Genomic DNA, 19724 nt, shown 5'->3' on the forward strand with positions numbered 1-19724 from the left:
GGCCGGCAGGTGCAGCGCGCTTTGCTCCGGCGCCCGGCCGGCCAGGATCGCGCGCGCAGCATCACCGCTTGCCTGCCAGGCAAGCGTCGCCTGCCCGGCCCAGAGTGCGCGCAACCACACGCCCCAGTGCGTGGGCGGCGCGGCGCCGTCCTCATTCGAAGGCGGCATGGACCAGGCCGGTGAGCACCGGTGCCAGATCGGGGTCGTCGGTCAAGGGTGCGGCGACCGCCTGCACGCAGGCGGCGCGAAGTGGCAGGCCCGCGCGCACCAGATGCGCGGCATGCACCAGCAGACGGGTCGACGCGCCTTCCTCCAGGCCCTCGGATTGCAGGCGGCGCGTGCGGCCGGCCAGCGCCACGAGGCGGGCGGCCAGCGTGCGCTCGATGCCGCCCTCCGCCGCCACGATCAGCGCCTCCGTTGCCGCATCCGGGTAATCGAAGGCGAGTCCCGTGAAGCGCTGCCGGGTCGACGGCTTCAAGGTCTTGTGCAGCCCGCGGTAGCCCGGGTTGTAGCTCGCCACCAGCAGGAAATCCGGATGCGCGTGCACCAGTTCGCCGTGGCGCTCCAGCGGCAGCACGCGACGGCTGTCGGCCAGGGGATGGATGACGACCAGCGCATCGCTGCGCGCTTCCACCAGTTCATCGAGATAGCAGATCGCGCCATGCCGCGCGGCGAGCGTCAGCGGGCCGTCCTGCCAGCGCGTGCCCTCGGCGTCGAGCAGCCAGCGGCCGGCCAGGTCCCCCGCGGTCAGGTCTTCGTGGCAGGCCAGCGTGACCAGCGGCCGCTGCAGGCGCCAGGCCATGTGCTCGACGAAGCGCGTCTTCCCGCAGCCCGTGGGCCCGGTCAGCAGGACCGGTAGCCGTGCGGCGGCGGCGGCCTCGAAAGCCTGCTCCTCGCCGGCGACGGGCTGCCAGTACGGCGCGCTGCCAAGCCGCCACTGGGCGAGCGGATCGTCACCGGTGCGCTGCATCGCCAGCGTTGGGGATGCCCTCGATCGGACATTCCTCGGTGCCGACGGTGCTGCGCGTGATCGCCTCCACCGCCTTGCGCGTGCCTTCGGGGTCGTTGATCCAGCGCGCGTAGAAGTCATAGGGGCAGGCGGCCACGCCCTGGTCGCCCTCGCGCGAATTGATCATCCCGGTGTAGCCGCGGTGCAGCAGCTTGAACAGGTGGTTCTCCGACTGCCCGTTCTTGCGAAAGTCGCGGATCAGGCTGGTGGAGAGCGCCGCGTACTGCACGCCGTACTCCTCCTCGCCGCATTCGCCGAGCGTGCGGCCATCGAAGCCGATGATCGCGGAGTGCCCGAAGTAGCTGTAGACGCCGTCGAACCCCGCCGCATTGGCTACCGCGACGTAGGTGTTGTTGGCGAACGCCATCGCCTTGCTGATCAGGATCTGCTGCTCCTTGGCGGGGTACATGTAGCCCTGGCAGCGCACGATCAGCTCGGCGCCCTTCATCGCGCAGTCGCGCCAGATCTCCGGGTAGTTGCCGTCGTCGCAGATGATCAGGCTGATCTTCAGGCCCTTGGGGCCTTCGCTGACGTAGGTGCAGTTGCCGGGATACCAGCCTTCCACCGGCACCCACGGCATGATCTTGCGGTACTTCTGGACGATCTCGCCCCGGTCGTTCATCAGGATCAGCGTGTTGTACGGCGCCTTGTACGGGTGCTCCTCGTGGCGCTCGCCGGTCAGCGAGAACACGCCCCACACCTTGGCCTTGCGGCAGGCGGCCGAGAAGATCTCGGTCTCGGCGCCCGGCACGCTGGCCGCCGTCTCGTACATCTCCTGCGCGTCGTACATGATCCCGTGGGTGCTGTACTCGGGGAAGATCACCAGGTCCATGCCCGGCAGCCCGGTCTTCATGCCCACCAGCATGTCGGCGATCTTGCGCGCGTTCTCCAGCACTTCGGCCTTGCTGTGCAGGCGGGGCATCTTGTAGTTGACGACCGCCACGCCCACGGTGTCCTTGCTGCTCGAAATGTCGCCGTGAATCATTCGTCCAACTCCTTCAGTGACTGATCATCCAGGGGCGTTTGTTCGGAAACGCCTTGCTGCCATCGGCGGCCTTGACCGTGCTGCTTCGTTTGGCGCTGCTGCAGCAACCGCATCCCGCCGGATGCTTGAAGCGCCCGTAGCCGCTCTCGCGCGAGGAACGCGGCGCGTGCTGCGCGCGCTCGTTGGTCGCGTGCGCGGTGCGCGTCGCGCCGTCCATGCAGGCCAGTTGCGGCGCGGCGATCAGCACGCGCGGCGCCGGCTCGCCGCAGCGCGGACATGGCGCCGGCTCGTCACGCCGGGCGATGCTGCGGATCGCGTCGAAGGCGCCGCAGTCGCTGCAGCCGTAGTCGTAGGTGGGCATGGCGGCCTACTTGTCCTGCGACATCGGCAGGTCGACGTCGCGCGTGATCATCTTCACCGGGCCTTCCGCCGTCGGATTGATGTCGAAGTCGAAGATCTCGGTGGGCAGCCACAGCGTCGCGCAGGCGTTCGGCACGTCGACCACGCCGCTGATGTGGCCCTGCACCGGCGCCGTGCCGAGGATCGAATAAGCCTGGGCGCCGCTGTAGCCGAACTTCTTCATGTACTCGATCGCGTTCAGGCACGCCTGGCGATAGGCAATGGTCACGTCGAGGTAGTGCTGCTTGCCCTGCTCGTCGACCGAGATGCCTTCGAAGATCAGGTAGTCGCGGTAGTTGGGCGTGATCGGGCTGGGCTTGAAGATCGGGTTGGTGATGCCGTACTTGGCCATGCCGCCCTTGATCAGGCTCACCTTCATGTGCACCCAGCCGGCCATCTCGATGGCGCCGCAGAAGCTGATCTCGCCGTCGCCCTGGCTGAAGTGCAGGTCGCCCACCGAAAGGCCGGCGCCGTCGACGTAGACCGGGAAGTAGATCTTCGAGCCGCGCGACAGGTCCTTGATGTCGCAGTTGCCGCCGTGCTCGCGCGGGGGCACGGTGCGCGCACCCTTGGCCGCTGCGGCCTCCTTCGCATCGCCTTTCAGTTTGCCCATGTGGGCGGTGGCGCCATAGGGCGGGTTGGCCAGGCCCGGCACGCGATCCGGATCGGTCGCGATCAGAGCGCCCTCGCGCTCGTTCCATTTCTCCAGCATCTTGTGATCGGGCAGGCAGCCGATCAGGCCCGGGTGGATCAGGCCGGCGAAGTTCACGCCCGGGATGTGCCGGCTGTGGGTGAACATGCCCTGGATGTCCCAGATCGACTTGTGCGCCAGCGGGAAGTGCTCGGTCAGGAAGCCGCCGCCGTTCTTCTTGCTGAAGACGCCGTTGAAACCCCAGAGGCTGTCGTCGCGCGCGCCGACGTCCAGCAGGTCGACCACCAGCAGGTCGCCGGGCTGCGCGCCCTTCACCCCCACCGGGCCCGAGAGGAAGTGCACGGTCGACAGGTCGACGTCGCGCACGTCGTCGGCGCTGTCATCGTTCTTGATCGCGCCGCCGGTCCAGTCGTAGGTCTCCAGGCGGAAGTCCTCGCCGGGGTTGACCCACACGGCCATCGGGATGTCCGGGTGCCAGCGGGTGTGGATCTTCTCGTTCTGGTACGGGGACTGCGCGAGATCGACCTTGATCAGCGTTTCGGGCATGCGTGCTCCTGCGGTGCGTGGTGATGGTGGTGGCTGCGGGATTCAGACGGACAGGTAGGCCCTGATCCGCTGCGGGTCGGTCTCGGCGCGCGTGGTCTCGTGCACCAGGCGGCCGCCCTCGATGACGAACAGGCGGTCGGCCACCTCCAGTGCGAAGGACAGCACCTGCTCGGACACGATGATGGTGATGCGGCGCAGCTTGCGGATCTCGTTGAGCGCCTTGGCGATGTCCTTGATGATCGAAGGCTGGATGCCCTCCGTGGGCTCGTCGAGCAGCAGCACCTTGGGCTCGGTCACCAGCGCGCGGGCAATCGCCAGCTGCTGCTGCTGGCCGCCCGAGAGGTTGCCGCCCTTCCTGCCGCGCATGTCCCACAGCACCGGGAACAGCGCATAGATCTCGTCGGGAATGCGGCGGGTCTTCGAGTGCTCCAGGCCGGTCTGGATGTTCTCTTCGACGCTCAGCGTCGGAAAGATCATCCGGCCCTGCGGCACGTAGGCGATGCCCTTGGCGACGCGCCGAAAGCTCTCGTCGCGCGACACCTCCTGGCCGGCGACGACGATACTGCCGCTCTTGACCGGCAGCACGCCCATGAGGCTCTTGAACAGCGTGGTCTTGCCCATGCCGTTGCGACCCATGATCGCGACGGTCTCGTTTTCGTTGCCGGCGAACGAGATGCCGTGCAGCGCCTCGCTCTGGCCGTAGGCGACGTGAAGGTCCTTGACTTGCAGCATGCGCGCTCCTTCAGTGGCCGAGGTACACGTCGATCACCCGCGGATCGCTCTGCACCCGTTCCATGGGCCCTTCGGCCAGGATCTTTCCCTGGTGCATGACGGTCACCTTGTGGGCGATCTGCTTGACGAAATCCATGTCGTGCTCGATCACGATCACGGCGCGGTTGCGGCTGATGCGCTGCAGGAGTTCCGCGGTGAGCTCGCGTTCGCGGGCGCTCATGCCGGCGATCGGCTCGTCCAGCATCAGCAGCTTCGGCTCCTGCATCAGGAGCATGCCGATCTCCAGCCACTGCTTCTGTCCGTGCGACAACAGCCCGGCCTCGTCCTGCAGGCGCTCCAGCAGGCCGATCTCGCCGGCGACCGAGCGCACGCGCTCGCTGACCTCCTCGTCGCAACGGAAGGCCAGCGCGCCGAACACTGAGCGGCCGCGCGGAAAGGACACCTCCAGGTTCTGGAAGACGGACAGGTTCTCGTAGATCGAAGGCGTCTGGAACTTGCGGCCTATGCCCAGGCGCACCCGCTGGTGCTCGGCCATTTTGGTCAGCTCGATGTTCTGGAACTTGATGCTGCCTTCGGAGGCGCGCGTCTTGCCGCAGATCAGGTCCAGCAGCGTGGTCTTGCCGGCGCCGTTGGGACCGATGATCACGCGCAGCTCGTTGTTGTCGATGTAGAGGTTCAGGCTGTCGATCGCCTTGAAACCGTCGAAGGAGACCGTGAGGTCCTCCACCGCCAGCGCGAAGTCGGTGTTGCTCATGCGGTCCTCGCGTCGCGGTGGCCGCCGTGCAGGGATTCGACAGCTTCGGGTTTCGCGACGGGGCCGGCAACGGGACGCGCGAGCGGCTCTCCCAGGCGTGGCGTGCGGGCCTGCGCGGCCGCCTTCAGCGCCTCGCGACGCGACTGCCACCAGGGCTTGATCTGGTCGGCCCAGAGTCCCGCCAGTCCCATCGGGAAGGCCATGGTCACGCCGATGAAAAGTGCCGCCATCAGGAACAGCCACAGGTCGGGGAAGCTCTCGGAGAAGAAGGTCTTGCCTGTGTTCACCAGCAGCGTTCCGTACACCGCGCCGACCAGGCTCATGCGGCCGCCGACCGCGGCATAGATCACCATCTCGATCGAGGGCACGATGCCGACGAACGAAGGCGACATGAAGCCGACCTGCAGCGAGAACAGCGCCCCGCCGATGCCCGAGAGAGCGGCCGCCAGGCAGAAGGCGAACACCTTGAAGTTGGCGACGTCGTAGCCGGAGAAGCGCACGCGGTCCTCCTTGTCGCGCATCGCCAGCAGCAAGGTGCCGAACTTGCTGGTCTGGATCCAGCGGCACAGCACGATGGCGCCGAGCAGCAAGGCGACGCACACGTAGTAGAGGATCACCTTGGCGCTGTCCGTGCGCGTGTCCCAGCCGTGGAGCGTCTTGAGGTCGGTCATGCCGTTGACGCCGCCGGTGTAGCCTTGCTGGCCGATGATCAGCACCGTGAGGATCAGTGCCACCGCCTGCGTGATGATCGCGAAATACACGCCGCCCACGCGCCGCTTGAACATCGCGAAGCTGATGATCCAGGCCAGCAGGCTCGGTACGGCGACGACCGCGAACAGGGCGAAGGTCAGGCTCTTGAACGGCACCCACAGCGCCGGCAACGCGGTGATCTGGTTCCAGTCCATGAAGTCCGGGATGCCGGGCGTGCTCTGGATCTTGGTGGCGATCGGGTCGGAGGCCTCCAGCTTCAGGAACATCGCCATCGCATACCCACCGAGGCCGAAGAACACGCCCTGCCCCAGGCTCAGCACCCCGCCATAGCCCCAGATCATCACCAGGCCCACGGCGACGAAGGCATAGGTGAGGTACTTGCCGACCAGGTTGAGCCGGAACACGTCCAGCGTGAGTGGCAGCACCACGGCCAGCAGCACCGCCAGCAGCAGCAGGCTGGCCAGCTGGTAGCGGCGGGTCCAGTTCATCAGCGTTTGCATTTCTTTTCTCCCTACGACAGCAAAAATCAGCGTCGGACCTTGACGGCGAACAGTCCTTGCGGCCGCACCATCAGGATCAGGACGATCAGCGACAGGGTGATCACCTTGGCCATCGAGCCGGCCAGGAAGAACTCGGTGATCGATTGCGTCTGGGCGATGCCGAACGCCGAGAGCACCGTGCCCAGCAGGCTGGCGGCGCCGCCGAAGGTGACGACCAGGAAGGAATCGACGATGTACAGCGAGCCCGAGGTGGGCCCGGTGGAGCCGATGGTGGTGAACGCCGCGCCGGCAACCCCGGCGATGCCGCAGCCGATCGCGAAGGTGAGCCGGTCGGTCTTCTTCGTGTCGATGCCGGTGGCGTTGGCCATGACACGGTTCGCGACCGTGGCGCGCACGCGCAGACCCCAGCGGCTGCGATGCAGTGCGATCAGCACGCCGGAGGTGACCACCGCGGTGAGCGCCAGCACGAACAGGCCATTGATCGGAATGTCGAGGCCGGGCGCCGGTGCCCACGAGCCGAGGATCCACTCCGGCAGCGTGGGGCTCACCTCCTTCGGGCCGACGAAGGTGCGGAACATCTGCTGGATCGCCAGGCTGATGCCCCAGGTGGCCAGCAGCGTGTCCAGCGGCCGCCGGTACAGGTGGCGGATCAAGGCCCACTCCACCAGCCAGCCGGCGATGAAGGAAAAGCCGAAGGCCGCCAGGATCGCCAGCGGAAAGTAGAAGGGCAGGAAGTGCGGCGCGTGGTTCTCGGCGATCTTGGAGCCGAGATAGATCGTGTAGGCGCCGATCGTCATGAACTCGCCATGGGCCATGTTGATCACGCCCATCTGGCCGAAGATGATCGCCAGGCCCAGGCCCATGAGCAGCAGCACCGAGAACAGGCTGAGGCCCGCGAAGCCCTGCATCAGGCCGATGTTCATCATTTCCGAAAGCGTCATGCCATGCTCCGGGAGGTGGGGAGGGAAAGGGGGCCCGCGGCGTGCTGCCGCGGGCCGGCGGGCGTGCTTACTGATAGCCCTTGGGGAACGGGTCCGGCTTGATCAGCTCGGGCGACTCCGACACCACCTTGAAGCTCGCGTCCGGCATGCCCACGGCGATGCGCGACTTGCTCCAGAGGTGGTGGTTGGCATCGACCTTCACATAGCCCTCGGGGGCGGTCTTCAGCTCGATGCCGGGGGAGGCCGCGACCACCTTGTCGACGTCGAAGCTCTTGGCCTTCTCGACGGCGGCTTTCCACAGCCAGGGGCCCAGGTAGCCCGCCTGCGTGACGTCGCCGATCACCGCGTCCTTGCCGTACTTGGCCTTGAAGGCGCTGACGAACTTCCTGTTGTTCTCGTTGTCCAGCGTCTGGAAGTACTTCATCGACGAATAGAAGCCGGCGAAGTTCTCGCCGCCGACGCCGGTCATCTCGTCCTCGGTCACCGCCAGCGTGACCAGCAGCTGCTTGTCACCGGTGATGCCCGCTGCCTTCAGGGCCTTGTAGAAGGCCACGTTGGATCCGCCGACGACGGCGGCATAGATGCAGTCCGGCTTCTGCACCTTGATCTTGTTCATCAGCGAGCCGAAGTTGGTGCTGCCCAGGGGGTAGTACTCCTCGCCGACGACCTTGCCCTTCTGGAAGTTCTCGATGTGCTTGCGCGCGATCTTCATCGAGGTGCGCGGCCAGATGTAGTCCGAGCCGACCAGGAAGAAGGTCTTGGCCTTCTTCTCCTTCTTGGCCCAGTCCAGGCTGTAGAGGATCTGCTGCGTCGCTTCCTGGCCGGTGTAGATCACGTTCTTGGACTGCTCCAGGCCTTCGTAGAACGTGGGGTAGTACAGCAGGCCGTTTTCCTTCTCGAACACCGGCAGCACCGCCTTGCGCGAGGCCGAGGTCCAGCAGCCGAACACCGCGGCGCAGTGGTCGTTGATCAGGAGTTTCTTGGCCTTCTCGGCAAAGGTCGGCCAGTCGGACGCGCCGTCTTCCTTGATCACCTTGATCTTGCGACCGAGCACGCCGCCGGCGGCGTTGATCTGGTCGATGGCGAGCTGCTCGGCTTCGATGGCGCCGGTCTCCGAGATCGCCATGGTGCCGGTGGACGAATGCAGCTGGCCCACCGTCACCTCGCCGTCGGTCACGGCGAGCTTGCTGGTGTTGACCTGGGCGGTCGCCTGGGCGCCGGCCCAGGCGGGCAGGCCGGCGACCGAGGCGGCGCCCATGGCCTGGAGCAGGCGGCGGCGCGCCGTGTCCGGTTGGGAGAGGGCGGGCTTCTGGGGTGCAGTCTTCATGCGATGGGTCCTCACGACGGGTTTGCTTGGGGCCCGGTTGGTGCAGCTTGTGCCGGGGTGGTGCGAAGACTAGGCACGGCTGCGCGGACGGCCCATACGTCAATCAACGTAGCGACACGCTCCGCCCTGGTGCGGCACCCTTAGAACAGTTCTTGCTAACTCACCGGCATGCAGCCGCCGCATGCCCAACGCACCGAGCCCGAAGCCGCCGTGCCCCAGACCATCTTTCGCTTCCGTCGCGACTACAACTCCTGGGTGGCCGACGAGAGCATGGAGGACTACGCGCTGCGCTACACGCCCAAGAGCTTTCGCCGCTGGAGCGAGTTCCGGGTGGCCAACACGGCCTTCGGCTCGCTGTCGTTCCTGGCGCTGGAGGCGATCGGCGGGGCCATCGCGCTCAACTACGGTTTCAGCAATGCGATGTGGGCGATCGCGGTGGTGAGCGTGATCATCTTTCTGACCGGCCTGCCGATCGCCGTGTACGCGGCCCGCTACGGGCTGGACATGGACCTGCTCACGCGCGGCGCCGGCTTCGGCTATCTCGGCTCCACGATCACTTCGCTGATCTACGCCGTCTTCACGTTCATCTTCTTCGCGCTCGAGGCCGCGATCATGGCGCTGGCGCTGCAGCTGGTGGTGGACTGGCCGCTGGTGTGGTGCTATCTCGCGTCCTCGCTCGTGGTGCTGCCACTGGCCATGCGCGGCATCACGCTGATCTCGAAGCTGCAGGCCTGGACGCAGCCGCTCTGGCTGTTCCTGCTGCTGCTGCCCTTCGTGTGGATCGCCATTGCGCAGCCGCAGCTCTTTCGCGACTTCAGCACGCTCTCCGGGTTCGGCAGCGGCAGCAGCGGCTTCGACCCGCTGCCCTTCGGCGCGGCCTGCGCGGTGATCTTCTCGCTGGTGGTGCAGATCGGCGAGCAGGTGGACTTCCTGCGCTTCCTGCCGGAGCGCACCCGCGCCAACCGCGTGCGCTGGTGGGGCGCCGTGCTCGTGGCCGGGCCGGGGTGGGTGTTCATGGGTGCGCTCAAGATGGCGGGCGGCGCCTTCCTGGCGTTCGCCGCCTTGCAGTTCGAGGTGGCGCCGCATCGGGCCGTCGAGCCCACGCAGATGTTCCTGACCGGCTTCACGCAGGCGGTGGGACGGCCCGGCCTGGCGGTGGCGATGACGGTGCTGTTCGTGGTGGTCTCGCAGGTGAAGATCAACCTCACCAACGCCTATGCCGGCTCGCTCGCCTGGTCGAACTTCTTTGCCCGGGTGACGCGCAGCCATCCGGGCCGCGTGGTCTGGCTCGTCTTCAACGTGGTGATCGCCACGCTGCTGATGTCGCTGGGCGTGTTCGCCGCGCTCGAAAAGGTGCTGGCCATCTACAGCAACGTGGCGATCGCCTGGGTCGGCGCACTGGTCGCCGACCTCGTGATCAACAAGCCGCTCGGCCTCAGCCCGCGGCACATCGAGTTCCGGCGCGCCCACCTGTTCGACTTCAACCCCGTGGGGCCAGGCGCGATGGTGCCGGCCGCGACGGTCGCCTGCCTCGCCTACAGCGGGTGGTTCGGCGAGACGGCTGCCGCCTTTTCACCGTTCCTGGCGCTCGGACTGTCGCTGGTGCTCGCGCCCCTGCTGGCGTGGGTCACCCGTGGGCGCTACTACCTGGCGCGCCTGCCCAGCACCGAATGGCAGCCGGGCGAGGTGGTGCGCTGCGCCGTCTGCGAGAACCAGTTCGAATCCGAAGACATGGCGCGCTGTCCGGCGTATGCGGCGCCGATCTGCTCGCTGTGCTGCTCGCTGGAGTCTCGCTGCCACGATCGCTGCAAGACCGATTCGCGCGCGGCCGACCAGCTGCGGGCCGTCGCCGCGGCCTTGCTGCCGCGCAGCTGGGCGGCACACGTGAACTTCCGCGCCGGCCACTACCTGCTGGTGCTGCTGTCTCTCCTCGGCATCATGGCCTTCCTGCTCGGGATGGTGTTCGTGCAGGAGAGCCTGGAAATTCCGGCCGCGACCTTGCGCCTGCCCTTCCTGAAGGTCTACGCCCTGCTCGCACTCCTGAGCGCGGTGTGCGCCTGGTGGGTGGTCCTCAGCACCGACAGCCGCCGGCTGGCGCAGGACGAATCGGAGCGCCAGACGCAGCTGCTGCTGCAGGAGATCGACGCCCACCGCCGCACCGACGCCGCCCTGCAAACCGCCAAGGACCATGCCGAGTCGGCCAGCCTGGCCAAGACCCGCTACGTCGCCGGCATGACGCACGAACTGCGCTCGCCCCTGAACAGCATCCTGGGCTACACGCAGGTGCTGCTCAAGAGCCCGCAGGTGGAAGGCTGGCTGCGCGAGACGGTGGCGACGATGCACCACAGCGGCGAGCACATGCACGCCCTGATCGACGGCTCGCTGGAGCTCGCCCGCATCGAGGCCGGCCGCCTGCGGCTGGACGTGGCGCCGCTGCCGCTGCCCGAGCTGATCGCGGATGTCGAGCGCATGATGCGGCCGCAGGCGGAGGCCAGGGGACTGCACTTCGTCGTCGAGGTGCTGGGCACGATGCCGGCGTGGATCCGCGCCGACGGCAAGCGGCTGCGCCAGATCCTGATCAACCTGCTGGCCAATGCGGTGCGGTTCACGCTGCACGGCGAAGTCAGGCTGCGGCTGGACTTCCGCCGTCACGTGGCGCACGTCGACGTGGTCGACACCGGCATCGGCATCGCGCCGCAGGACCAGGAGCGGATCTTCCTGCCGTTCGAGCGGGGCAGCGCCGGCCGGCGCACCAGCGAGGCCGGCACCGGCCTCGGCCTGACCATCACGCACCTCCTCACCGAATTGATGGGGGGCGCTCTGACGCTGGAGAGCGAACCGGGCCGCGGCAGCACCTTCCGCGTGCGGGTGTACCTGCCGGAGCTGCTGCCGGAAGCGGGCCGGACGCAGCCGCCCGTGCCGGCCCTGCGGCCCGTGATCGGCTATCTCGCGCCGCGCCGCACCTTGCTGGTGGTGGACGACCAGGCCCTGCAGCGCCAGCTGCTGGCCGCCTTGCTGGTGCCGGTCGGCTTCACCGTGCTGGAGGCGGCCAGCGGCCGCGAGTGCGTGGAGATCGTGGAGCAGCAGCCGATCGATGCCGTGCTGCTGGACATCACGATGGACGACCTCGATGGCTGGCAGACGGCAGCGCTGCTGCGCGGGCTGCGAGCTGCCGCGGCGCTACCCATCGTGTTCGTCTCCGGCAACCTGTTCGACCACCGTCCGGACCGCATCGAGGCGCTGCATTGCCAGGGCTTCGTGGCCAAGCCGGTACTGGAATCCGAGCTGCTCGACGCCCTGGAGCGGGCGCTGCAGCTCGAATGGGTGCGGGCCGACATGCCGCTGGCGCCGGTGCAGCCGCCCGTGTCGGCTGATCCGGTCGCGCACCTCCTGCCGGAAGAACTGCGCGAGGAACTGCTGCGCCTCGTGCACCAGGCCAATGCCTCGGCCCTGCGCCAGCGCCTGCGCAGCGCGCAGCGGCAATGGCCGGCGCTGGCGGAGTCGCTGCAAGTGCTGCAGGCAAGTGCCGATCGCTTCGACTTTGCGGCGCTCGCCGCGCAGCTGCGGGAGGATGAGGATGTCGCCCGGGCCTGAAACCCTCGGTGCCTTCGATGGCATGGCGCCGAGCCCGGTGGTGCTGGTGGTCGACGACGCGCTCGACACCCTGCGCATGCTGTGCGACGCGCTCGCGATCGAGGGCTACACCGTGATGGTGGCGCGCGACGCCGACGAGGCGCGGCAACGGTTCGAGATGGCGGTGCCGGACATCGTGCTGCTGGACGCGATCATGCCCGGCACCGACGGCTTCGCCCTGTGCCGGGAAATCAAGGCGACGCCGCCCTGGTCGCACGTGCCGATCGTGTTCATGACGGGTTTGTCGGACACCGAGCAGGTGGTGCGCGGGTTCGCGAGCGGCGGCGTCGACTACGTGGTCAAGCCGCTGCGCATTCCCGAAGTGCTGGCGCGCATGGCCACGCACCTGCGCAACGCGCGGGCGGCGCGGCTGGCGCGCGAGGCGGTGGACGTGGCCGGCATGGGCGCCGTGGTGCTCGATGGCCAGGGCCGCATCGCCTGGCGTTCGCCCCAGGCCACGCGCTGGCTGGAGGCCGCGTTCGGCGCGGCGCTGGGCGAGGCGTCCGCCTGGCTCGCCGCTGTGCCCCCCGCCGGGGAAGCGAGTCGCCGCCTGGCCGACGGCGCGCGCTTGCTGGCGCGGCACATGGGCGCCGGCACCTATTCCGAGACGATGCTGCTGCTGCGGCTGGCAGCTGCCGGCGTGCCGGTGCCCGCGGGCCGCTCGCTGCAGACCACGCTGACGCCACGCGAGACCGAAGTCCTGGCCTGGCTGGCCAAGGGCAAGACCAACCGCGACATCGGCGACATCCTCGGCATGAGCCCGCGCACGGTGAACAAGCACCTGGAGCACATCTACGAAAAGCTCGGGGTCGAAACGCGAACGGCGGCGGTTGCGGCGGCCGCGGGGCAGATGCAGGGCCCGGAATGAGACTCCTGAGACCCCGGCCCCTCTCGTTGCGGGCTTGACGCGCGATCCATGCGCGCCGCACTCACGTGCTCTCGCGCACCGCCAGTTCAAACCCCACATCGACCGCCGCCTGCTCCGGCGGCTGGCGCTGGATCAGCGCGAGCAGCATGCGGGCGGCGGCGGCACCCATCGCGCCGCGCCGCGTGCCCACCGTGGTCAGCGGCGGCACCATCTGATCGCTGCCGGTGAGGTCGTTGAAGCCCGCCACGGCCATGTCGGCCGGCACGCGCACGCCCAGCCTCAGCGCCGTCAGCAGCGCGCCCTGCGCGAGGTCGTCGTTGCAGAAGAAGATCGCATCGACCCGCGGACTCTGCGCCAGGATCTGCTCGAACATCTGCCCGCCCAGCGCCATCGACGAGGGCGCCGGGTTCAGCCACTCCAGCCGCGCATCGTGCAGGCCCCCGCTGCGCATCTCGCCGCGCCAGCCGTCGAGGCGCTGCATTGTGCGCGGGTCCAGCTGCGCCGCGGCAAAGGCGATGCGCCGGCGGCCGCGCGCGAGCAGGTGGCGCGTGAGTTCGCGCGCCGCGTCGCGCTGCGAGAAGCCGACGCTGTACACGCCTTCTTCCTGCGAGGTTTCCATCACGTGCACGCAGGGCACGGCACTGCGGACGATCAGCTCGCGCGTCGCGGCGCTATGTTCGAAGCCGGTCACCACCAGGCCCGCGGGCCGGTGCAAGAGCTGTTCGCGCAGGAGTTGCTCCTCCTCGCTCTGGTCGTAATGCGTGATGCCGATCAGCGCCTGGTAGCCGGCCGGTCGCAAGGTCCGCTGGATCGCCTCGATCACGTCGACGAACAGCGCGTTCGACAAGGCGGGGATCAGCACGCCCACGTGCGAGCCTTGCTGCGAGGCCAGCGCGCGGGCCGCGGGGTCCGGCACGTAACCCAGCTTGCGGGCGGCGGCCTGCACGCGAGCGATCAGCTCCGGGTCGACGTGGCGCTCGCCGCGCAAGGCGCGCGAGGCGGTCATCGCGCTCACGCCGGCGCTGTGGGCGACATCGGCCAGCGTGATGCGGCCGCTGGCGCGGCGGCCGCGCGTGGGGGACGGAGTGGGCATCCGGGCAATTACCTAGAATAGGTCGTTTTGTGACTGGTTAGGATAGCGGTATCCGGAGGCTGCCTCATCCGGGTTTCACCCGTCCGTCTTTTTCTCCTCCCAGTTTTCGCCGTCTTGTCCTCTCCGCCTGAATTTCCTTCTTCGCCGGATAGCGCTATCCGGCTCGATTCGCAGCCGCGCGCCGCGCCGCCGGACCTCGTCGTCATGGGGGTCGCGGGCAGCGGCAAGTCCACCATTGCGCGCGCGCTGGCCGAGCGCGCCGGCTGCGTGCTGGTCGAAGGCGATGACTTCCACCCGCCGGAAAACATCCGCAAGATGAGTGCCGGCATCGCGCTGACCGACGACGACCGGCGCGAATGGCTGGCCCGCATCGCGCAGCAGTTGCACGACCATCCCACTGGCCTGGTGGTGTCCTGCTCGGCCCTCAAGCGCGCCTACCGCGACCGCCTGCGCGCCGCCGCGCCGGGCTTGCGCTTTGCCTTCCTCGCGATCACGCCGGAGCTGGCACGCGAACGCGTGCTTGCCCGCGTGGGCAGCCATTTCTTTCCGCTCACCGTGTTGGACAGCCAGTTCGCCACGCTGGAAGACCCGAGCGGCGAGCCGGGAGTGCTGCGGCTCGATGGCGCACTGCCCGCTGCCGAACTCACGGCACGCATCCTGGCCTGGTCCGGCACGCTGGCCTCGCCGGCCCCGGATTCGAACGAACCCACGAAATCATGAAACCCAACCTGCTGGTGCGCGCCGCGGAGCGCGTCGTCGAGGCGCTGATGGCGCTGGATCTCGCGCTGATCGTGCTCCTCGTCTTCTCCAACGTTGTCGGCCGCTACGGCTTCGGCGCCGGCTTTGCCGGTGCCGAAGAGGTGTCGCGACTGCTCTTCGTGTGGCTGGTGTTTCTCGGGGCGGTGCTCGCCCTGCGCCGCGGCGGCCACCTCGGCGTGGCGCTGCTGCAGGCGCGACTGCCGCGCCCCCTGCGCCGCGCCTGCGCGGTGCTCACTCACGTGCTGATGCTCTACGCGCTGTGGCTGTTCCTGGCCGGCAGCTGGAGCCAGGTGCAGATCGGCCTGCATACCTATTCGACGGTGCTGCACTACCCGAACGCCTTCATGGCCGCCTCGGGACTGGTGTGCGCCGCCTCGATGCTGTTGATCGTCGCCGCCAACCTGCTGCGCGTCGTGTTCGACCGCGCCGGCGCCATGGTGCCTGGCGACCCCGAGCCGATGGGGCAGCAGCTCGCGCTGGGAGCGGCCGAATGACCAGCATCTTCATCTTCCTCGGCACGCTGGTGGGCCTGATGGCGCTGGGCATGCCGGTGGCTTTCGCGCTGATGCTCACGGGTGTCGCGCTGATGATCCAGCTGAATTTCTTCGACGCCCAGCTGGTCGCGCAGAACATGCTGGCCGGGGCCGACATCTACCCGCTGATGGCCGTGCCGTGCTTCATCCTGGCCGGCGAGCTGATGAACGCGGGCGGCATCTCGCGCCGCGTGATCGCACTGGCCGCTGCACTCGTGGGCCACATCCGCGGCGGCCTGGGCTACGTCGCCATCGGCGCGACGCTGCTGCTCGGATGCTTCTCCGGCTCGGCGATCGCCGACACGGCCGCCGTCGCGACGCTGCTGATCCCGATGATGCGCGACTACGGCTATCCGGTGCCGCGCTCGGCCGGCCTGATCGCGGCCGGCGGCGTGATCGCGCCCATCGTGCCGCCGTCGATGCCCTTCATCATCTTCGGGGTCGCGACCAACACGTCGATCACCGCCCTGTTCGTGGCCGGCATCGTGCCGGCCCTGCTGCGCGCCCTCGGCCTGGTGGGCGTGTGGACACTGCTCGCCCGCAAGATGGAAACCGCCGTGCAGCCGCGCCGCAGCTGGGGCGAGCGCGGTCGCGCGCTGGTCGACTCGCTGTGGGCGCTCGTGCTGCCCGTGCTGATCGTCGGCGGCCTGCGGGGCGGCGTCTTCACGCCGACCGAGGCCTCTGCGGTCGCGGCCGTCTACGCGCTGTTCGTCAGCCTGTTCGTGTACCGCGAAGTGACGTTCAAGCAGCTGCCCGAGCTGCTGGTGAAGGCGGCCCGCACCACCAGCACGGTGATGTTCCTGTGCGCCGCGGCCTTCGTGTCCTCGTACATGGTCACGCTGGCCGACCTGCCCGCGCAGGTCACCGGCGCGCTCGGCCCGATGATGGACCACCCGCGCATCCTGATGGCCACCGTCATGCTGCTGCTGCTGGCCATCGGCAGCGTGATGGACCTGACGCCCACGATCCTGGTGCTCGGCCCGGTGCTGATGCCGCTGGTGATCAAGGCCGGCATCGATCCCACCTACTTCGGCGTGATGTTCATCCTGGTCGGCACGCTCGGCCTGATCCATCCGCCGGTGTGCACGGTGCTCAACGTCGTGTGCGGCATCGCCCGCATCTCGCTGGAGAGCGCCACCCGCGGCGTCTGGCCCTTCCTGCTGGTGGAGGCCGTCCTGGTCTTCCTGTTCGTCGCCTTCCCGGGATTCATCACGGTCCCGATGTCCTGGTTCCATTAACTCCAACAATCCGGAGCAAAGCTTGAAGAAGTTCATCCAAACCCTGCTGGTCTCGGTTGCCGTGGTCACGGCATCGCTGGCCGCCCACGCGGCCGACTACAAGCCGCACATCGTCCGCTTCGGCTACGGCCTGGCCGAGGACAGCAACCAGGGCCGCGCGGCCAAGTTCCTGGTCGAAGACCTCGGCAAGCGCACCGACGGCAAGTTCCACATGAAGGGCTTCGCCAGCGCCGCGCTCGGCAGCGACATCCAGATGCAGAACGCCCTGATCGGCGGCGCGCAGGAAATGACGGTGGTCTCCACCGCCACGCTGGTGGGCATCGTCGACGACTTCGGCGTGTTCGACCTGCCCTTCCTGTTCGCCAACGAGAAGGAAGCGGACACCGTCCTCGACGGCCCGGTCGGCCAGAAGCTGATGGCCAAGCTGGAAGCCAAGGGCCTCGTCGGCCTGGTGTACTGGGAAAACGGCTTCCGCAACCTCACGAACTCCAAGCGTCCCATCGCGAAGATGGAGGACCTGAAGGGCGTGAAGCTTCGCGTGATGCAGAACCCGATGTACATCGACATGTTCAACGCCATGGGCGCCAACGCCGTGCCGCTGTCCTTCTCCGAGCTGTTCACGGCGCTGGAGTCGAAGACCGTCGACGGCGAAGAGAACCCGGTGAACACGGTGGAGTCGAGCAAGTTCTACGAAGTGCAGAAGTACCTGTCGATCACCCGCCACGTGTACAGCCCGTGGATCGTGCTGGCCAGCAAGAAGTGGTGGGACGGCCTCTCCGCCGACGAGAAGAATGCCGTGCGGGCATCGGCCGTCGCCTCGCGTGACTTCGAGCGCAAGGACAGCCGCGCCGAGGGCGCCCGCGCCCTGGAAGACCTGAAGAAGAAGGGCATGCAGGTGACCGTGCTGGCCGAGCCCGAGCTGGAGCGCATGCGCCAGACCGCGCGCCCCGCCACCGCGAAGTTCGCGGCCGCCGGCCATGCGGAGCTGGTGAAGGAAGTGGAAGCCGAAGTCACCAGGCTGCGCAAGTAAGCAGCCCCAAGAGCGGCCCGCCCCGTTGCGGGCCGCTCTGACGCGCCAGCCCCCCATGCGCAGGGGCCGCGTCAAGCGCGCACAGTTCACAACTTTTCCGGTCCGCGCCGGAGCGGCTGCAGGCGTTGAGGCAAGGCTCCACGACAATAGCCGGATCTTGTCTTCCCCCCTGCAAATCCTCCAGACCGTCTTTGGCTACCCCGCGTTCCGGGGCCGGCAGGCGGAGATCGTCGACCACGTCGTCACCGGCGGCGATGCGCTGGTGCTCATGCCCACCGGCGGCGGCAAGTCGCTGTGCTACCAGATCCCGGCGCTCGCCCGCCAGCAAGCCGGGCAAGGCGTCACGGTCGTGGTGTCGCCGCTGATCGCCCTGATGCACGACCAGGTCGGTGCACTGCACGAAGTGGGCGTCAAGGCCGCCTTCCTCAATTCCACCCTCTCGCTCGAGGAGGCCAACGAGGTCGAGCGCAAGTTCGCGCGCGGCGAGCTGACGCTGCTCTATGCCGCACCCGAGCGCGTCACCACCGCGCGCTTCCTGGCGCTGCTCGACGGCCTGCACCAGAAGGGGCAGGTCGCGCTGTTCGCCATCGACGAGGCGCACTGCGTCAGCCAGTGGGGCCACGACTTCCGGCCGGAGTACCGCGGCCTGGCGCTGCTGCATACGCGCTACGCGGGCGTGCCTCGCATCGCGCTCACGGCGACGGCCGATGCGACCACGCGCGCCGACATCGTGCAGCACCTGCAACTGGAGGACGCGGGCCAGTTCGTCAGCAGCTTCGACCGGCCCAACATCCGCTACACGATCGCCGAGAAGAAGGAGGCCACGCAGCAGCTGCTGCGCTTCATCGAGCGCGAGCATGCCGGCGAGGCGGGCATCGTCTACTGCCAGTCGCGCAAGCGCGTGGAGGAGATCGCGGAGATCCTGTGCCGCGAAGGCATGGACGCCCTGCCCTATCACGCCGGCCTCGATGCCTCGGTGCGCCAGCGCCACCAGGACCGCTTCCTGCGCGACGAGGGCGTGGTGATGACGGCGACCATCGCCTTCGGCATGGGCATCGACAAGCCGGACGTGCGCTTCGTCGCGCACCTCGACCTGCCGAAGAACATCGAGGGCTACTACCAGGAGACGGGCCGCGGCGGCCGCGACGGCCTGCCCTCGGACGCCTGGATGGCCTATGGCCTGCAGGACGTGGTGAACCAGCGCCGCATGATCGACGAGAGCCCCGCGCCGGAAGAATTCAAGCAGGTGCTGCGCGGCAAGCTCGATGCGCTGCTGGCGCTGGCCGAGGCCACGGATTGCCGGCGCGTGCGACTGCTGGCGTACTTCGGCGAGCCGAGCCAGCCTTGCGGCAACTGCGACAACTGCCTGCAGCCCCCCGCCGTATGGGACGGCACCGAGGCGGCGCGCATGCTGCTGTCGACGATCTACCGCGTGCAGCAGGTCAACGGCCTGCACTTCGGTGCCGGCCACATCATGGACATTCTGCGCGGCAAGGACACCGAGAAGGTGCGCCAGTTCGGCCACCAGAAGCTCTCCACCTTCGGCATCGGTGCGCAGTTCTCCGAGCAGCAATTGCGCGGGGTGCTGCGGCAGCTGATCGCCACGCAAGCGCTGGCGGTGGACGCGTCCTCGTACAACACGCTGCATCTCACGGCCGCCTCGCGCGCCGTCCTCAAGGGCGAGCAGCAGGTGCAGCTGCGCGAGTCGATCAACCAGCCGGCGGGCCGGGCCCGGCGCGAGCGCGGTTCAGGCAGGGCCACGCCCGCGGTCGCGGCGGCGCTCGATGGGCAGGCACAGCAGCGCTTTGCCGCGCTGAAGGCCTGGCGCACGGAAGTCGCGAAGGCCCACAACCTGCCCGCCTACGTGATCTTCCACGACGCCACGCTCGCCGCCATCGCGGCACTCGATCCGCGCGAGCTGCGCGCGCTCGAAGGCGTCAGCGGCATCGGCGCGAAAAAGCTCGAGACCTATGGGCCGGGGGTGATGGACGTGTTGCAGGCGCTGGCCTGAGCG

The 19724-nt window shown here is 68.3% G+C and carries 17 protein-coding genes; 7 read left to right on the forward strand and 10 right to left on the reverse strand.

The genetic code is table 11. The features are described from left to right. Positions 1-151 precede the first annotated feature (151 nt). From JWP60_RS25240 to urtA, 9 genes are all read right to left on the reverse strand, one after another. Positions 152-970: a CbbQ/NirQ/NorQ/GpvN family protein gene (locus JWP60_RS25240; protein WP_299797861.1), complete on the reverse strand. Its 819-nt coding sequence runs from the start codon at positions 968-970 to the stop codon at positions 152-154. Further along, positions 954-1994, reverse strand: coding sequence for an aliphatic amidase (locus tag JWP60_RS25245; protein ID WP_299797864.1), 1041 nt, complete (start codon positions 1992-1994; stop codon positions 954-956). The genes JWP60_RS25240 and JWP60_RS25245 overlap by 17 nt, the downstream gene beginning before the upstream one ends. A gap of 13 nt (positions 1995-2007) precedes the next feature. Continuing rightward, the gene (locus tag JWP60_RS25250; protein WP_299797867.1) at positions 2008-2355 is read right to left on the reverse strand and encodes a zinc ribbon domain-containing protein; all 348 of its coding nucleotides are present in this window, start codon (positions 2353-2355) and stop codon (positions 2008-2010) included. A 6-nt stretch (positions 2356-2361) separates the two neighbouring features. Continuing rightward, the gene (gene fmdA / locus JWP60_RS25255; RefSeq protein ID WP_299797870.1) at positions 2362-3591 is read right to left on the reverse strand and encodes a formamidase; all 1230 of its coding nucleotides are present in this window, start codon (positions 3589-3591) and stop codon (positions 2362-2364) included. A gap of 42 nt (positions 3592-3633) precedes the next feature. Then, a complete protein-coding gene (gene urtE, locus JWP60_RS25260; protein ID WP_299797873.1) occupies positions 3634-4323 on the reverse strand; it encodes an urea ABC transporter ATP-binding subunit UrtE in 690 nt (229 codons plus the stop codon). A 10-nt stretch (positions 4324-4333) separates the two neighbouring features. Further along, a complete protein-coding gene (gene urtD / locus JWP60_RS25265; RefSeq protein ID WP_299797875.1) occupies positions 4334-5077 on the reverse strand; it encodes an urea ABC transporter ATP-binding protein UrtD in 744 nt (247 codons plus the stop codon). Continuing rightward, the gene (gene urtC / locus JWP60_RS25270; protein WP_299797878.1) at positions 5074-6288 is read right to left on the reverse strand and encodes an urea ABC transporter permease subunit UrtC; all 1215 of its coding nucleotides are present in this window, start codon (positions 6286-6288) and stop codon (positions 5074-5076) included. The genes urtD and urtC overlap by 4 nt, the downstream gene beginning before the upstream one ends. Before the next feature lie 26 nt (positions 6289-6314). Next, complete coding sequence (urtB, locus tag JWP60_RS25275; protein ID WP_299797881.1) at positions 6315-7229, reverse strand: urea ABC transporter permease subunit UrtB; 915 nt, start codon at positions 7227-7229, stop codon at positions 6315-6317. 67 nt (positions 7230-7296) lie between these two features. Further along, positions 7297-8556, reverse strand: coding sequence for an urea ABC transporter substrate-binding protein (gene urtA / locus JWP60_RS25280; protein WP_299797884.1), 1260 nt, complete (start codon positions 8554-8556; stop codon positions 7297-7299). Between the two features lie 168 nt (positions 8557-8724). On the opposite strand from urtA, the gene JWP60_RS25285 reads away from it, so the two are divergent. Together JWP60_RS25285 and JWP60_RS25290 are read left to right on the forward strand one after the other, a co-directional pair. Further along, the gene (locus tag JWP60_RS25285) at positions 8725-12150 is read left to right on the forward strand and encodes an ATP-binding protein (RefSeq protein WP_299797887.1); all 3426 of its coding nucleotides are present in this window, start codon (positions 8725-8727) and stop codon (positions 12148-12150) included. Beyond that, positions 12134-13057: a DNA-binding response regulator gene (locus tag JWP60_RS25290; RefSeq protein WP_299797890.1), complete on the forward strand. Its 924-nt coding sequence runs from the start codon at positions 12134-12136 to the stop codon at positions 13055-13057. The genes JWP60_RS25285 and JWP60_RS25290 overlap by 17 nt, the downstream gene beginning before the upstream one ends. 61 nt (positions 13058-13118) lie before the next feature. On the opposite strand, the gene JWP60_RS25295 is transcribed toward JWP60_RS25290, so the two are convergent. Further along, positions 13119-14150 carry a LacI family DNA-binding transcriptional regulator gene (locus tag JWP60_RS25295; protein ID WP_299797893.1) on the reverse strand — a complete coding sequence of 344 codons (1032 nt, stop codon included), beginning with the start codon at positions 14148-14150 and terminating at the stop codon, positions 13119-13121. 114 nt (positions 14151-14264) lie between these two features. On the opposite strand from JWP60_RS25295, the gene JWP60_RS25300 reads away from it, so the two are divergent. The 5 genes from JWP60_RS25300 to recQ all read left to right on the forward strand — a co-directional run bounded on the left by JWP60_RS25300 (position 14265) and on the right by recQ (position 19721). Next, positions 14265-14870 carry a gluconokinase gene (locus tag JWP60_RS25300; protein ID WP_363321001.1) on the forward strand — a complete coding sequence of 202 codons (606 nt, stop codon included), beginning with the start codon at positions 14265-14267 and terminating at the stop codon, positions 14868-14870. Next, positions 14867-15403, forward strand: a complete 537-nt coding sequence (locus JWP60_RS25305; RefSeq protein WP_299797896.1) for a TRAP transporter small permease — start codon at positions 14867-14869, stop codon at positions 15401-15403. Before JWP60_RS25300 ends, JWP60_RS25305 begins: the two co-directional genes overlap by 4 nt. Beyond that, on the forward strand, positions 15400-16680 hold the full coding sequence (locus tag JWP60_RS25310) for a TRAP transporter large permease subunit (RefSeq protein WP_299797899.1): 1281 nt from the start codon (positions 15400-15402) through the stop codon (positions 16678-16680). The genes JWP60_RS25305 and JWP60_RS25310 overlap by 4 nt, the downstream gene beginning before the upstream one ends. A 22-nt stretch (positions 16681-16702) precedes the next feature. After that, the gene (locus JWP60_RS25315; RefSeq protein ID WP_299797902.1) at positions 16703-17710 is read left to right on the forward strand and encodes a TRAP transporter substrate-binding protein; all 1008 of its coding nucleotides are present in this window, start codon (positions 16703-16705) and stop codon (positions 17708-17710) included. Between the two features lie 157 nt (positions 17711-17867). Next, positions 17868-19721: a DNA helicase RecQ gene (recQ, locus tag JWP60_RS25320; protein ID WP_299797905.1), complete on the forward strand. Its 1854-nt coding sequence runs from the start codon at positions 17868-17870 to the stop codon at positions 19719-19721. Positions 19722-19724 lie beyond the last annotated feature (3 nt).

Source organism: Ramlibacter sp. (assembly GCF_028291745.1).
Taxonomy (GTDB): Bacteria; Pseudomonadota; Gammaproteobacteria; order Burkholderiales; family Burkholderiaceae_C; genus Ramlibacter.